General features: G+C 73.9%; 12 protein-coding genes. 4 read left to right on the plus strand and 8 right to left on the minus strand.

The window, feature by feature from the left end:
- Positions 1-148 precede the first annotated feature (148 nt).
- The 3 genes from RCO28_RS04370 (at position 149) to RCO28_RS04380 (ending at position 2,955) form a co-directional block, all read left to right on the plus strand.
- The gene (locus tag RCO28_RS04370; RefSeq protein ID WP_308939546.1) at positions 149-1,102 is read left to right on the plus strand and encodes a 5-dehydro-4-deoxyglucarate dehydratase; all 954 of its coding nucleotides are present in this window, start codon (positions 149-151) and stop codon (positions 1,100-1,102) included.
- Positions 1,099-2,253, plus strand: a complete 1,155-nt coding sequence (locus RCO28_RS04375) for a hypothetical protein (RefSeq protein ID WP_308939547.1) — start codon at positions 1,099-1,101, stop codon at positions 2,251-2,253. The genes RCO28_RS04370 and RCO28_RS04375 overlap by 4 nt, the downstream gene beginning before the upstream one ends.
- A gap of 99 nt (positions 2,254-2,352) precedes the next feature.
- On the plus strand, positions 2,353-2,955 hold the full coding sequence (locus RCO28_RS04380; protein ID WP_308939548.1) for a TIGR03086 family metal-binding protein: 603 nt from the start codon (positions 2,353-2,355) through the stop codon (positions 2,953-2,955).
- Between the two features lie 42 nt (positions 2,956-2,997).
- Here RCO28_RS04380 and RCO28_RS04385 read toward each other — a convergent pair whose 3' ends face one another.
- The gene (locus tag RCO28_RS04385) at positions 2,998-4,083 is read right to left on the minus strand and encodes a PLP-dependent transferase (protein WP_308939549.1); all 1,086 of its coding nucleotides are present in this window, start codon (positions 4,081-4,083) and stop codon (positions 2,998-3,000) included.
- A gap of 64 nt (positions 4,084-4,147) precedes the next feature.
- Between RCO28_RS04385 and RCO28_RS04390 the strand changes: the two genes are divergently transcribed.
- Positions 4,148-5,617 carry a PLP-dependent aminotransferase family protein gene (locus RCO28_RS04390; RefSeq protein ID WP_308939550.1) on the plus strand — a complete coding sequence of 490 codons (1,470 nt, stop codon included), beginning with the start codon at positions 4,148-4,150 and terminating at the stop codon, positions 5,615-5,617.
- Positions 5,618-5,689: 72 nt separating this feature from the next.
- Here RCO28_RS04390 and RCO28_RS04395 read toward each other — a convergent pair whose 3' ends face one another.
- From RCO28_RS04395 to RCO28_RS04425, 7 genes are all read right to left on the minus strand, one after another.
- Positions 5,690-7,024, minus strand: a complete 1,335-nt coding sequence (locus RCO28_RS04395; protein ID WP_308939551.1) for a glutamate-5-semialdehyde dehydrogenase — start codon at positions 7,022-7,024, stop codon at positions 5,690-5,692.
- Positions 7,021-8,325 carry an aspartate kinase gene (locus RCO28_RS04400; RefSeq protein ID WP_308939552.1) on the minus strand — a complete coding sequence of 435 codons (1,305 nt, stop codon included), beginning with the start codon at positions 8,323-8,325 and terminating at the stop codon, positions 7,021-7,023. Before RCO28_RS04400 ends, RCO28_RS04395 begins: the two co-directional genes overlap by 4 nt.
- On the minus strand, positions 8,325-10,007 hold the full coding sequence (locus tag RCO28_RS04405; protein WP_308939553.1) for an FAD-dependent oxidoreductase: 1,683 nt from the start codon (positions 10,005-10,007) through the stop codon (positions 8,325-8,327). The genes RCO28_RS04400 and RCO28_RS04405 overlap by 1 nt, the downstream gene beginning before the upstream one ends.
- Positions 10,007-12,295, minus strand: a complete 2,289-nt coding sequence (locus tag RCO28_RS04410) for a molybdopterin-dependent oxidoreductase (RefSeq protein ID WP_308939554.1) — start codon at positions 12,293-12,295, stop codon at positions 10,007-10,009. The genes RCO28_RS04405 and RCO28_RS04410 overlap by 1 nt, the downstream gene beginning before the upstream one ends.
- A gap of 13 nt (positions 12,296-12,308) precedes the next feature.
- Positions 12,309-12,614, minus strand: coding sequence for a hypothetical protein (locus RCO28_RS04415; protein ID WP_308939555.1), 306 nt, complete (start codon positions 12,612-12,614; stop codon positions 12,309-12,311).
- 2 nt (positions 12,615-12,616) lie between these two features.
- Positions 12,617-13,912 (minus strand): homoserine dehydrogenase, encoded by a 1,296-nt coding sequence (locus RCO28_RS04420; RefSeq protein WP_308939556.1) that lies wholly within the window; start codon positions 13,910-13,912, stop codon positions 12,617-12,619.
- Between the two features lie 79 nt (positions 13,913-13,991).
- Positions 13,992-15,308, minus strand: coding sequence for an amino acid permease (locus RCO28_RS04425; RefSeq protein ID WP_308939557.1), 1,317 nt, complete (start codon positions 15,306-15,308; stop codon positions 13,992-13,994).
- Between the last annotated feature and the right edge of the window lie 4 nt (positions 15,309-15,312).

Consider the following 15,312-nt stretch of genomic DNA (forward strand, 5'->3'; position numbering starts at 1 on the left):
GCTATGAAGCACGCCCCGGCGACGTCAAGACCGCTGCCGAAGTGGGTTGTTGACCCATCTCCCCGGTCCTTGACCGGCGTCGACTCACCGCCTTAGCGTGGCCGAGTTCATAAATGTGGACAGTGATCAGATTCGCGAGGGAGAGCCCGTGACGTCAGCCCCGCTCGCCGCCCGACTCCGCGTCCCCAGCGGGCCCCTGTTCTTCCCCGTCACCGCGTACGGGCCGGACGGCGCGGTCGGCCTCGACACGTTCCGTACGCACGTGCGCGCCGGGATCGAGGCGGGCGGCGCCGCCGTCTTCGCCTGCTGCGGCACCGGCGAGTTCCACGCGCTGACGCCCGAGGAGTTCCGGGACTGCGTGGCCGCCGCGGTGGAGGAGGCCGGGGGGCGCGTGCCCGTCGTCGCGGGCGTGGGCTACGGCACGGCCCTCGCGGTGCGGTACGCCCGCCTCGCGGAAGAGGCCGGCGCGGACGGCGTCCTCGCCCTGCCGCCGTACCTGGTCGCCGCCGAACAGGCGGGCCTCGTACGGCACTTCACCGCGATCGCCGACGCCACCGCGCTCGACGTGATCGTCTACCAGCGCGACAACGCCGTGTTCACCCCCGCCACCGTCGTCGAACTCGCCCGCCACCCGAGGATCGTCGGCCTCAAGGACGGCCGCGGCGACCTCGACCTGATGCAGGGCATCATCAGCGCCGTCCGGGCCTCCGGCGACCAGGACTTCCTCTACTTCAACGGCCTGCCCACCGCCGAGTGGACCCAGCTCGCCTACCGCGCCCTCGGCGTCACGCTCTACTCCTCGGCGGCGTTCTGCTTCGCCCCAAAGGTCGCGCTCGCCTTCCACCGCGCCCTGAACTCCGGTACGCCGGAGGGTGAGCGGCGTCTCGTCGAGCTCCTCGACGGCTTCTACCGACCCCTGGTCGCCCTGCGCGACTCGGGCCGCGGCTACGCCGTCTCGCTCGTCAAGGCCGGGGTGCGGCTGCGGGGCCTGGACGTCGGGCCCGTACGGTCACCGCTGACCGAACCGGACCCGGGCGCGGTCAAGCAGCTGGCCCATCTCATCGAACAGGCGCAGGAGCTGACCGAGGGCGGCGCCGCGTGAAGACCTCCGCCTTCCTCTACCCCTGGGACGTGAACGGCGACCCGGACGCCGCGGCGCGCCTCGTCGACCTCGGCGTCCAGCAGGTCACCCTCGCCTCCGCCTACCACTCCACCCGCGCCCTCACCCCCCGCCACCCGCGCCACCGCATCGTCACCGCCGCGCACGCCGCCGTACTCCACCCGCCGGGCCCGCGGTGGCAGGGGCGGCGGCTGCGGCAGTACCCGGCGGGGGACTGGGCGCCCGGCGACGCCTTCGCCGAGGCCGCCGCCGCCCTCGCCGACGCGGGGCTCGACGTCCACTCCTGGGTCGTCCTCGCCCACAACTCCCGTATGGGCGCCGAACATCCGGACACCTCCGTCGTCAACGCCTACGGCGACCGCTACCCCTGGGCGCCCTGCATCGCACAGCCCGAGGTCCGCGCGTACGTCACGACCCTGGCCGCCGACTCCGCCGCGCGCCCCGGCGCGCTCGGCACCGAGCTGGAGTCCTGCGGCTGGTACGGGCTCGCCCATCTGCACGCCCACGACAAGATCGCCGGTGTCCCCCTCGGAGACGCCGCGCAGTACCTGATGTCCCTCTGCTTCTGCGCCGCCTGCGCCCGGGGGTACGAGGACGCCGGGCTGTCGGCCGAGCGGCTCGCGCAGTCCGTACGCGACGCCCTCGCGCCGGTCTGGCGCGGCGAGACGCCCGAGGACGCCCCGATCGAGCGGCTCCTCGCCCCCGAACTCGCCGCCGCCACCCTGGAGTTCAGGACCCGCACGGCCCGCACGCTGCAGGAGGACGCGATCGCGGCGGTACGGGCGGCGGCCCCCGCGGGCTTCCAGGTGCTGCTGCACGCCGACCCCGTCCCGTACCACTGCGGCGCCAACGCGGGCGTGGAGCCGTCTCATGTCCTCGCGGTGGCGGACGGGGTGGTCGTGCCGTGCACAGGTGGGCCCGCTCTGCTCGCGCCGTTCGCCGCGGCCGCCCCACCGGGGACGGTCCTCGCCGCCAACCTCACCGTGGTGAGCGGCATGGGCGGCACACCCGGCACCCTCGCCCGGGACGCGGAACGCGCCGCCCGCGCGGGCGCGACGGAGCTCCGCCTCTACCACGCGGGCCTGGCGTCGGACGCAGACCTGGCGGAGGTACGGCGGGCGCTGAACACGTAAGCGGGCGCTGAACGCGTAAGTCGTCCGGCGTCCTCCGATGAGTCCGGGGCTCGGCGGCGGTCCACCCTGAGGAGATCCGGCCGGAACAAGGAGCGCGCGATGGCAGACGACACGACCACCGACGGCATGCTCGACCTCACACCCCAGACGCGGGTCATCGCCCGCCTCGCCGAGCGCGTCGACGACGGCAGCCTCGGCGATCCCACGCCGTGCCCGGAGTACGCGGTACGCAACCTCCTCGGCCACCTCACGCAGCTGGCCGTAGCGTTCAGGGACGCCGCCCGCAAGGACTTCGGGCCGACCACCGACACCGACCCCGGCAGCAGCCTCCCGGACATCGGCGAGGACTGGCGGGCCGAACTGCCCAAGGCGCTGGACGAGCTGGCGGAGGCCTGGCGGGATCCGGCGGCGTGGGAGGGGGAGACCCGGGCGGGCGGGGTGACGCTGCCGGCGGTGGTGATGGCTCAGGTCGCGGTGGACGAGCTGGTGATCCACGGCTGGGATCTGGCCCGTGCGACCGGCCAGGAGTACGTCCCGGACCCCGGGTGCCTCGCGGCGGCGTACGGGCTCCTTGACCAGTCCCGGGCGCCCGAGGATCGGGGCGAGATCTTCGGGCCGATCGTCGAGGTGGGGGACGAGGCGCCGCTGCTCGACCGGGCGATCGGCCTGGCCGGCCGGCACCCCGACTGGCCTGCGGCCTGAGCGGACCCCGGCCCCCCATCGACTGCAGGGCCGGCCGCCGCGCTACCAGGGCGAGGGGAGTGCCTGTACGAAGTCGGACCAGAGGTGGCCGGGGTTCTCGATGCCGACGGACACTCGTACGGTCCCCTCGCTCGCGCCGACCGCGCGCAGGACCGAGCTCGTCGGGTGGTGGACCAGCGTCTCCATACCCCCCAGGGCGGTGCTCGGCTGCGCCAGCGTCACCCGGTCGGTGAACTGCCGGGCGGCATCGCGGCCCCGGGCGATGTCGAAGGCGAGCAGCCCGCCGTAGTCCCCCAGGAGCCGGGTCGCCACCCGGTGGCTCGGGTGGCCGGGCAGGCCCGGCCAGTGCACGGCGGCGACCGCCGGATGCGCGGCCAGGCGCCGGGCGAGTGCACCGGCGTTCTCGCAGTGCCGGCGCATCCGCAGCGGCAGCGTGCGCAGCCCGCGCAGGGTGAGCCAGCCGGTGAACGGGTCGGCGGTCTCCCCCAGCGCGAGGACCCGGTCGCGGACCCTGCGGTGCTGCCGCTCGTCGGCGAAGACCAGGATGCCGCCCGTGACGTCGGTGTGGCCGCCGATGTACGCGGTGGACGAGTGGAGCACGATGTCCGCCCCGTGGTGCAGGGGCCGGCACAGCATCGGGGAGGCGAAGGTGTTGTCCACCACGGTGATCAGTCCGGCCTCGCGCGCGAGTCCGGTCATGGCGGGCAGGTCGCAGACGTCCCCCAGGGGACCGGCGAGCGTCTCCAGGTACAGCATCCGGGTCGTGGGGCGGATCGCCCCGGCGACCTCCCCCGGGCTGCGGCCCGAGACGTAGGTGATCCGTACGCCGCGGGTGCGCTCCAGCGCACGGAACCGCGCCAGGCTGCCGCCGTACGGGGAGCAATGTGCGATCACGTGCTCGCCCGGACGCAGATGGCAGGCCAGCACGCTGTCGAGGGCGGCCGCGCCGGTGGCGGTGGCGAGCGCGGCGGCGCCGTCCTCCAGGTCGGCCATGGCGGTCTCCAGCGCCTGCGGGGCGAGGCGGGTGAGATCGCCCGAGTGCACTGCCAGGGACTCGAGCGTGCCTGTGGGTCCGAGTGAGCCGCCGGGGTCGCCTGGCGGGTCGTGCAGCAGCGAGGAGAGGGGCATGTCCACGATCCTCACCGCCGTACTCCGGCCGGGGCAGCGCCAATCCTGCTAGATTGGTTTGCTGATGAAGCCAATTGAGGTGGGTCTGCTGGTTTTCCAGCTCGGTCGCTGGTCGGCCGGGCGCGGTCCGCTGCATCTGCTGCTCGCCAGGCGGCTGCGCGAACTCATCGACGCCGGGGATCTCCCGCCGGGCACCCGGCTGCCGCCCGAGCGGGAGCTGGCACACCGGCTGGCGGTGGGCCGGTCCACCCTGGTCGCCGCCTACGAGCCGCTCCGCCTGGAAGGGCGGCTCCAGCGGCGCCAGGGCAGCGGGACCTGGGTGACGCCGTCCGCCCCGACCGACGCCGACGCCCGGCCCCCTGGCACGGTCGGCACCGCGCACCCGATGTTCCTCAACTTCCTCGAACCGCCCGACGGGGTGCTCCAGTTGGCCTGCGCGGCACCGGACGCGCCGCCCGCCGAACTCCTCGCGGCCTACCAGGCCGGGCTGTCCCGCCTCGCCGTGCCCTCCCCCGACCTCGGCTACCACCCCGCCGGGCACCCCGCCCTGCGCACCGCACTGGCCCGGCACTACACGGACCGGGGCACGTTCACCGACCCCGAGCAGATCCTCGTCACCACCGGCGCCCAGCAGGCCCTGGCCCTGCTCGTCCGGCTGTTCGTCGCACCCGGCAGCCAGGTCCTGGTCGAGGCGCCGACCTACCCCGGCGCGCTGGAGCTGCTCCGCGAGTCGGCCGCGGTCATCAGGTGGGCGCCCAGCGGTACGGACGGCCTGGACGTGGACGCGTGGTGCCGCGCAGTGACCGAGCACCGGCCCGCGCTGGCCTACCTGGTGCCGACCTGTCACAACCCGACGGGCAGGGTCGTGCCGTCCCTGATCCGCCGCCGCCTGGTCGAAGCGGCCCGCCAGTACGACGTACCGCTCATCGACGACGAAGTGCTCGGCTCGCTCACCTTCGACGGCACCGCACCGCCCGGGCTTGCCGCCTTCGACACCGACGGCCAGGTCATCACGGTCGGCTCACTGAGCAAGGTGGCCTGGGGAGGGCTGCGCATCGGCTGGATACGGGCCAGGGCCTCGCTGGTGTCGCGGCTGGCCCGGCTCAAGGCCCCGCAGGACTTCGGCAGCGACGTCCTCTCCCAGCTGGCCGCGGTGGAGCTGCTGCCCGGCCTTGACGACCTCGCCCGGCAGCGCGCCGAGCAGCTCCGCAAACGCCACGACCACCTGTGCGCCGCGCTGGCCCGCCGCCTGCCCGACTGGGACTTCCGCCCCGCCGAAGGCGGTCAGACGCTGTGGGTGCGGCTGCCCGGCGGTGATGGCTCGACCTTCGCGCAGACCGCGCTGCGCCACGGGATCGCCGTACTGCCCGGCGCCTCGCTGCACCCGGAGGGCGGCGACGCGGACCGGCTGCGGCTGCCCTTCCTGCTCGCCGAGGACGAGCTGGACGAGGCGGTGAGCCGACTCGCCGCGGCCTGGCGCCGGTACCAGAAGGACGAGCCCGGCCATGTGGTGATGAACGGCCTCGCCGTCTGACACCCCGGACGGACGGCGGGGACCGCGACGCCCCCGCCACCCGCCAGCCACGACCTAGCCGCCAGCCACGACCTAGCCGCCGGACAGGGCGTCGCAGCCGAGACCTGGGGGCGCGGGGGTGGCGCCGCGGATGTGGCCGTCGCCGGTGAGGACGTATTTGGCCGTGGTCAGCTCGGCGAGCGCGATCGGCCCGCGGGCATGGACCTTCTGCGTGGAGATCCCGACCTCCGCGCCGAGTCCCATCTCGCCTCCGTCGACGTACCGGGTGGAGACGTTCACGGCGACGACGGCCGAGTCGACCAGCGAGGTGAACCGCTGGGCGGCCGCGCGCGAGCGCGTGATGATCGACTCGGTGTGCCCGGAGCCGTACCGCCGGATGTGGGCGACCGCGTCGTCCACCGAGTCCACGACCGCCGCGGAGAGGTCGAGGGAGAGGTACTCCGCCCCCCAGTCCTCCTCGGTGGCCGGCACCACGGCCCGGTCGTACGCGGCCACCCGGGCATCGCCGTGCACCGTGATCCCCGCCTCGCGCAGCGCGGCCAGGGCATCGGGCAGGAAGGTGTCCGCGATCCCGGCGTGGACCAGGAGCGACTCCGCGGCGTTGCACGTCGAGGGGCGCTGCGCCTTGGCGTTGAGCAGCACCGACAGCGCCATGCGGGGGTCGGCGTCCTCGTCCACGTAGACATGGCAGTTGCCGATCCCGGTCTCGAGGACCGGGACGGTGGCGCCCTCGGCCACGGTGCGGATCAGGTCCGCCCCGCCCCGCGGAATCAGCAGATCGACCAGACCCCTGGCCGTCATCAACTCCCGTACGGAGGCGCGGCTGTCGCCGGGTACCCGCTGGACCGCGTCGACCGGTACGGCGGTGCCGGCCAGCGCGCCCCGGATCACCGCGATCAGCGCGGAATCGGTCGCCCGTGCCACGGAAGAGCCGCGCAGCAGTACGGCGTTGCCGCTCTTGAGGCACAGGGCCGCGGCGTCGGCGGTGGCATTCGGGCGGCCCTCGTAGATGAACCCGATCACGCCGAGCGGAACGCGGATCCGCCGCATGTCCAGGCCGTTGGGGAGGACGGCGGAGTGCGTCGTCTCGCCGATCGGGTCGGGCAGCGCGGCCACTTGCCGCACGGCGGCGGCGACCCCGGCGAGCCCCGCCTCGTCCATCCGCAGCCGGTCGAGCACGGACTCGGACTTCCCCGCGGCCAGGGCCGCTTCGACGTCCTGGCGGTTGGCCTCCAGGATGTCGCCCGAGCGGGCGAGGAGCGCGCCGGCGATCGCCTCGAGCGCCGCGTCCTTCTCGGCGCTGGAGAGCGTGGCCAGCGGGACTGCTGCCTGCTTGGCCGCGGCGGCTGTCTCCAGGACCCCGTTCCCGGTGGTCTCTTCGCCCGTGGGGGCGGTCTTCTCGCTCATCGGCCGGTCCCCGCGTAGACGACGGCTTCGGCGCCGTCGGTGTCAAGCCCGAAGGCACTGTGCGCGGCGAGCGCCGCGGCCTCCAGGTCGTGGATGTGGACCACCACCGAGATACGGATCTCGGAGGTGGAGATCATGTCGATGTTGATGCCGGTCTCGGCAAGGGCGGCGAACAGCGTGGCCGAGACGCCCGGGTGCGAGCGCATCCCGGCACCGACCACGGAGAGCTTGCCGATCCGGTCGTCGTGCCGCAGGTCCATGTAGCCGACCCGGTCCTTGAGCCCTTCCACGACGTGCAGCGCCGTGGGGCAGTCAGAGCCTTCGAGGGTGAAGGAGATGTCGGTGAGCCCGGTGGCGGCCTCCGACGCGTTCTGCACGATCATGTCGATGTTGATGCCCGCCTCGGCGAGGGCCGTGAAGATGACCGCCGCCGCCCCGGTCTTGTCGGGGACGCCCCCGATCGTGACCTTCGCCTGGCCCCGGTCGTGCGCGATGCCGGAGATGACCGGCTGTTCCATGCTTCCTCCTCGTGCTGCTGTCTTCCCGGCAGGTGCCGTCTTCCCGGCTGCTCGGCCGGTGACCCAGGTGCCGTCCTTCTCGCTGAAGGACGAGCGCACATGGATGGGGACGCCGAACCGGCGGGCGTACTCCACGGAGCGCAGGTGCAGGATCCTGGCTCCGTGCGCGGCCAGTTCGAGCATGTCCTCGGCGGCGATCCGGTCGATCCTCCGCGCCGCCGGAACGATTCTGGGGTCGGCGGTGAACACGCCGTCGACGTCCGTGTAGATCTCGCAGACATCGGCGCCGAGCGCGGCGGCCAGCGCCACCGCGGTGGTGTCGGAGCCGCCGCGGCCGAGGGTGGTGATGTCCTTCGTCTCCTGGCTCACGCCCTGGAAGCCCGCGACGATGACGATCGCGCCCTCGTCGAGAGCCGCCCGGATACGCCGGGGAGTCACCTCGGTGATCCGGGCCCGGCCGTGCTCCGCGTCGGTGATCACACCGGCCTGCGAGCCGGTGAACGACCGCGCGTCGCACCCGAGATCGCCGATCGCCATGGCAAGGAGTGCCATGGAGATCCGTTCGCCCGCGGTGAGCAGCATGTCCAGCTCCCGGCTGTGTCCGCGGGCACCTACCTCATCGGCGAGGGTGAGCAGGTCGTCCGTGGTGTCGCCCATGGCGGAGACCACGACGACGGTGTCGTTCCCGCCTTCGCGGGCCGCCACCACACGGCGGGCGACCCGCTTGACGGACTCGGCGTCGGCCACGGAGGAGCCGCCGTATTTCTGCACGACAAGGGCCATCAGTGTTCCTTTCGGTGAGTGTGGCCGTGGCCTGTGCCAGGAGGGCCGGAGGGATCGGCGGGCCGGGCGAGGAGTTCCTCGACGAGCGGACGGCAGCTGCCGCAGCCGGTGGTGGCCCGGGTCCGGGCGGCGACCGCGGTGACGTCCGCGGCGCCGGCCTGCCGGCACCGCACGATCGCGTCCTTGGTGACCGCGTTGCACTGGCAGACCACGGCGTCGCCGGGGAGTCCGCCCGCTCCGGGAGCGTTGGCGGCCGCGGCGCCCGGCTCGGGAAATTCGGGGAAGAGCAGCAGCCGGCGGTCCAGCGGGGCCTCGGCCTGCCGGTCGAAGAGCCGGCTCACCGTGCCGCCGCCGGCCGTGGCGCCCGTGCTGTCGCCGAGCAGGATGGCGCCGGTCACCCGGTTCTGACGGAGGATCAGCTTCTGGTACGTGCCGCGCCGGGTGTCGAGGAAGCGGACCACCTCGGGCGCACCACCGTCCCCGCTCCCGGCCTGCGCACCGCTCCCGGCCTGCGCACCGCTCCCGTCATGCGCACCGCTCCCGAGATGCGCACCACTCCCGAGATGCGCACCACTCCCGGCCTGCGCCCCGCGCTCCGCCTCGGCTCCGCCTTCTCCTTCTCCTTCCGCGTACGCGTCGTCCTCGGTGAGCCCGCTCTCGCCCATCGTGGTGAGGTCGATACCGGCAGCCTTGAGCCGGGTGACGATCCGCGAGCCCCGGTACGGGGCGCCCTCCACGTCCTGGGTGATCGCCTGGGCGGCGACCCTGGCCTGCTCCCAGGCGGGGGCCACCAGGCCGTGGACGGTGCCGCGGTGCTCGGCGCAGTCGCCGATCGCGTACACCCGCGGATCGGCGGTACGCATCCAGTCGTCCACCAGGACGCCCCGGCCCACGGGCAGACCGGCCGACTCCGCGAGGCGGGTGTCGGGCTGGGCGCCGCAGGAGACGACGAGCAGGTCGCCCGCGATCCGCCGCCCGTCGGCGCACTTGACGCCCGTCAGCCGCCCGTCCTCGGCGGTGACCTCGGTGACCGCCGCACCGAGTTCGACGGTGATGCCCAGCCGTTCCAGCGCCTGGCCGAGCACGCGCCCGGCCGCCGCGTCCAGCTGACGTTCCATCAGGCGATCGGCGGCGTGCAGGACTCGCACCTCCAGGCCCCGCTGCGCCAGCCCTCTGGCGGCCTCGATGCCGAGCAGCCCGCCGCCGAGCACGAGGCCGCGCGGCGACCGCCCCGCGGGCGCCGTGGCAACGACGGTCCCGGCCAGGTCGAGGATGCGGCGGCAGTCGGCGAGCGTACGGAATGCGGCGGTGCCGTCGTGTGGCCGGCCGTTGTCCCCGACCAGGCCCTTGACCGGCGGCAGCCACGCGAGGCCGCCGGTGGCCAGGACCAGCGAGTCATAGCCGGTGACGCTGCCGTCGTGGGCGGTGACGGTCCGCGCGGCCCGGTCGATGGCGGTGACCCGGACGCCGGTCGCGACGGTGGTCCCCTCCTGGTGCCGGGGCAGTTCGATGGAGCGCTCCGTCGCGCTGCCCGCCAGCAGATTGGTCAACAGCACGCGGTTGTACGGCTGGTGGGGTTCGGCGCCGATGAGGGTGACCGGCCAGTCGGGCTGCCGGGCCCGGATCTCGGCCGCCACACGGTGGCCCGCCATACCGGCGCCCACGATCACGACGTGCCGCATCAGATCCGCTCCAGCCGGACCGCACTCACCTTGAACTCCGGCATCCGTGAGAGGGGGTCCAAGGCGTCGCCGACGAGCGTGTTGGCCCGCCCCGCCCCGCCCCAGTGGAACGGCATGAAGACGGTGTCGGGACGGACGGCGGAGGTGACCCTGGCCTCGGCCTCGGCGCTGCCGCGCCGGCTGACGACCCGGACCGGCTCACCGGCCGAGACTCCGAGCCGCCGCGCGAGATCGGGATGGACTTCCACGAAGGGCCGCGGCGCCGCCTCGGCCAGCGCCGGGACGCGGCGCGTCTGGGCGCCGCTCTGGTAGTGCTGCATGATCCGTCCGGTGGTGAGGTGGAGGGGGTGGTCCGAGTCGGGTTCCTCCGCCGCCGGCCGGTGCTCCACCGCCACGAACCGAGCACGGCCGTCCGGGTGTGCGAAGGCGTCGAGGAACATGCGGGGGGTGCCGATCCCGCCACCAGGGCCGCCCGGGTCGCCGCCGGGCGTGTCCGACGCCTCGCCGGGCGTTCGCGGGCCTTCGCCGTCCGTCGCGTCCGTCGCGTCCGTCGCGTCCGTGCCGCCGTGGTGCGGGACGGGCCCGGCGGCGTGGGGCCGGGCGCCGGTGGGCGGTGTCCGTTCGGCCGGTGGGGCCGGGGCGGGCCAGAACACGCCGTCGTGGCGGTCGATGTGGTCGTAGGTGATCCCCGAGTAGTCGGCGGGGCCGCCGCGGCTGGCCTGACGGAGCTCCTCGAAGGCGGCGGCCGGGTCGGCGGGGAAGCCGGTCGGGTGGCCGAGTTTGCGGGCCAGTTCGGACAGCGTCGTCAGGTCCGTGCGGACGCCGGGCGGCGGGGGCCGGAGCCTGCGACGGCGCAGCACCCGGCCCTCCAGGTTGGTCATCGTCCCGTCCTCCTCCGCCCACTGGGCCGACGGCAGCACGACGTCCGCGAGTGCCGCGGTCTCGCTCAGTACGGGGTCGGCGACGACCAGGAGTTCGAGGGATCGCAGCCGTTCCTCGACGTGCCGGGCGTTGGGCGCGGAGACCACCGGGTTGCTGCCGAGGACCAGCAGGCCCTGGGCGCCGCCCGGGGTGCCGAGCGCGTCGAGCAGTTCGTACGCGCTCGGACCGGCGCCGGGCAGCCCGTCCGGGTCGACGCCCCAGATCCGGGCGATGTGCCGTCGGGCCGCCGGGTCGTCGATCCGGCGGTACCCCGGCAGCTGGTCGGCCTTCTGGCCGTGCTCCCGGCCGCCCTGCCCGTTGCCCTGGCCGGTCAGGCACGCGTAGCCGGAGCCGGGCGTGCCGGGCAGGCCGAGGGCGAGTGCGAGGTTGATGAAGGCCGAGACCGTGTCGGTGCCCTTGCTGTGCTGCTCGGCGCCGCGGCCGGTGAGCAGCACCGCGCGGCGGGCCGCACCGAGCAGGCGGGCCGCTCGGTGCTGGTCGGCGACCGGGACCCCGGTGATCCGCTCGACCCGCTCCGGCCAGTACGCCGCGACGGCCCGCCGCACCTCGTCGAACCCGTTCGTGCGCAGGGCGACGTAAGTCTCGTCCAGGAGGCCGGAGTTGACCACGATGTGCAGCAGGCCGTTGGCCAGCGCGAGGTCGGTGCCGGGGGCCGGCCGCAGGTGCAGGGTGGCCTGGGCGGCCGTGGGAGTGCGCCGGGGGTCGATGACGATGAGCTCGCCGCCGACCCGCCGCTGTTCGGTCAGGTACCGGGCGAAGGGCGGCATGGTCTCGGCCGGGTTCCCGCCCGCAAGCAGGACCGTGTCCGCCTCGGCGATGTCGGCGAGGGGGAAGGGCATACCGCGGTCGAGGCCGAAGGCCTTGAGCCCGGCGGCGGCCGCCGATGACATGCAGAAGCGGCCGTTGTAGTCGATGGCCGCCGTGCCGAGCGCGACCCGGGCGAACTTGCCGAGCAGATACGCCTTCTCGTTGGTCAGCCCGCCGCCCCCGAAGACGGCCACGGCGTCCCGTCCGGCCCGGCGCTGGATGCCCCGGATGCCTTGTACGGCCTTGTCCAGCGCCTCTTCCCAGGTGGCGGGCTCCAGCTCACCGCCCTTGGTGCGGCGGACCAGTGGGGTGGAGAGACGGTCGGGTGCGGTGAGCAGGTCGGCGGAGGTCCAGCCCTTCTGGCACAGCCCTCCCCGGTTCGTGGGGAAGTCCCGGGCCTGGACGGTGACGTGGCCTGCGCCGTCACCGCTCAGCAGCATGCCGCACTGCAGCGCGCAGTAGGGGCAGTGGGTGGCGACGGTGCCGGGCCCGGCGGAGGGGGCGGCGGACAGGGACGTCCGGGCCGGGGACTCGGGCATGCGTGCGGCGGACTCAGACACCGGCGGCCGCCAGATTGGGCACGCGGCCGACGGCGAGGCTCCGCCGCAGATGGCAGAACCAGGCTGCCAACGCGAGGCAGATCCCGCAGAAGGTTGAGAAGGCCGAGAAGGCAGAGAAGGCAGAGAAGGCCGAGAAGGCGAGCAGGGCCGCGCCCGAGTCGCCCGTGCGGCGGCCGGTGCCCTCCCGGCAGGAGCGGGACTCCGGGTCCCCGTGCTCGATCCTGCGGCCGCGACCGTCCCGTACCGGCGGCGGCCCGTCGCTGCCTCGTGTCCCGGGCGTGGTCCGTAACTGAGACATGGTCATCGGCCCCGGCGTTCGCCGAAGATGCGGATGCTCCGGTTCAGGCCGCGTACGGACTCCAGTGACCGCAGGTCCCGTATCACCGCGCCGATCGCGGCGTCCGTCGCGGTGTCGGTGGTGATCGTGAGCGTCGCCTCCGCGCCCAGGACGTCCTGGCGGATGGTGATCAGCGAGACGCCGTGCGCGCCGAACGCCGCGGCCACCTCGGAGAGCACGCCGGGCCGGTTGGTGACCAGTACGCTCAGGCCGCGCCGGGCGCCGACCTCGTCCATGGGGACCAGGGGCAGGTCGGCGGCGGGCGGCTGGTGGTGGTCGGTCGTGCCCGCCACCCGGTTGCGGCAGACCGCGACCAGGTCGCCGAGCACCGCGCTCGCGGTCGGTGCACCGCCCGCGCCCTGGCCGTGGAACATCAGCTCCCCGGCGGCCTCGGCCTCGACGAAGATGCCGTTGTACGCACCCCGGACCGCGGCCAGCGGGTGCTCGGCGGGCACCAGTGCGGGCAGCACGCGTGCGCTCACCCCGGCATCGGTCCGTTCGCAGACGCCGAGCAGTTTGATCACCGCGTTCTCGTCCGCGGCATGGACGATGTCGGTCGGGGTGATGGCGGAGATCCCCTCGCGGTGGACGTCGTCCAGGGACACCCGCGTACCGAAGGCCAGCCGGGCGAGGATCGCCACCTTCGCGGCGGCGTCGTGCCCCTCGACATCCGCGGTGGGGTCGGCTTCGGCGTACCCCAGGCGCTGCGCTTCGGCGAGCGCGGCGCGGAAGGTGCCGCCGGACGTGGTCATCCGGTCGAGGATGTAGTTGGTGGTGCCGTTGACGATGCCGGCCACCCGGTGCACCCGGTCGCCCGCCAGGGATTCCCGCAGCGGGCGCAGCAGGGGTACGGCTCCGGCGACCGCGGCCTCGTAGGCCAGGTCGACGCCGTGCTTCTGGGCGATCGCGTGGAGTTCGGTGCCGTCCGTGGCGATCAGCGTCTTGTTCGCCGTGACCACCGAGGCACCGGCCTCCATCCCCGCCAGGAGCAGGGACTTCGCCGGCTCGATACCGCCGATCAGCTCGATGACGACGTCGATGTCACCGCGGGCCACCAGACGGGCCGGGTCGAGGGTGAAGAGGTCGGGGTCGAGGCCGTGGGTCTCCGGACGGGGACGGCGGACAGCGATTCCGGCGAGTTCCACCGGCACGCCGATCCGGGCAGCGAGTTCGTCACGGCGGGAGACCAGCAGCCGGGCCACCTCGGAACCCACCGAGCCGAAGCCGAGCAGAGCGACGCGCAGAGGGGTGAGTCTCATAGGAGGTCTTCTCCAGGGCGATCAGTCTGACGAAGCCAGACAGAGGAACGAATCCGGGCGGTCATGGCGGTCATGGCGGTCATGCGGACGGAACGCGGTCCGCGGCCTGCGCGTCGGGTTCGGCAGCCGTGGCGGGAACCCGGTCGGTGGCCCGTCGGCGGCGCGTGGCGAACTGGAACAGCTTGGCGCCGATCACGAGGGCGACCGGCAGCGCCAGGAAGGCACCGTAGAAACAGAAGACGACGAGGACGATGACGAGCGAGACGAGCGCGCCGAGTTGGCCGAGGCGGCTGCCGCGCAGCAGCTTCACCGCCGCGGACAGACCGGCGATGTAGACGGCGACGAAGCAGGCCGAGGCGGCGGACATGATCGGGTCGAGGCCGATGTCCGCGACAGCGGCGGTCAGCAGGAGGGCGGCGACCAGGGCGGCGAGCACGGCGAGGCTGCGCCGGGGTATCTCACCGGCCCGGTTGCCCGGTGCCAGCCAGGACGGCAGATCGCCGTCGCGGCCGAGCGCCGCGCCGAGCCGGGAGCCGCCGGCGATGTAGGAGTTGGTGGTGGCGAAGGTGAGCAGTACGGCCGCGACCGCGGTGACGGCGCCGGCCCAGTCGCCGATGCCGCGTTCAAGCAGGAGGGTGAGCGGCACCCCGGCCCGCTTCGGCTCCGAGCCGAGCACGGCGACGCTGGTGAAGGCGATGCCGAGGTAGAGCACCGCGACGACGACGATGGTCAGGGCGGTGACGATGGGCAGTTGGCGGCGCGGGTTGCTGAACTCCCCGGACAGATGGGAGACGGCCTCCCAGCCCGAGAAGGCGAAGAAGAGCAGCGTGGCGGCGTGCCCGACCGCCAGCCAGCCGTGCGGGGCGAACGGGGTCAGATGGTCCGCACGCGCATCGGGAGCGGCGATGACGATGGCCACCACCATGAGCGCCGCGAGCAGTCCCACCAGCATGAGCTGCAGACCGCCGGACAGCCGCAGTCCGAGCCAGTTGCTGGCGAAGGAGCACAGCAGCAGGAGGGCGGCGACGGTGAGCGTCATGCCCTGGCCGCCGCCGAGCGCGTCGGCGACATAGGCGCCGCCGACGATGGCCGCACTGGTCACGCCCGCCGGCACGGCGAAGTAGAAGAGCCAGCCGACCGGTGCCGCGGCCCTGGGACCGAATGCCTTGGCCGCGTAGGTGGCGACCCCACCGCCGTCCGGGTAGCGCATGCCCAGTGCGGCGAAGGCTCCGGCGACGGGAACGCAGAAGGCGACCAGCAGGGCCCAGGCCACCAACGAGGCGGGCCCGGCCTCCTTGGCCGCGAGGGCGGGCAGGACCAGGACCCCGCCACCGAGCACCGCGCCGACGAACAGCGCGGTGCCTTGAGCCACCCCGATGCGGTGACTGGAACTCATCAGA

Source organism: Streptomyces sp. LHD-70 (assembly GCF_031157275.1).
Lineage (GTDB): Bacteria > Actinomycetota > Actinomycetes > Streptomycetales > Streptomycetaceae > Streptomyces.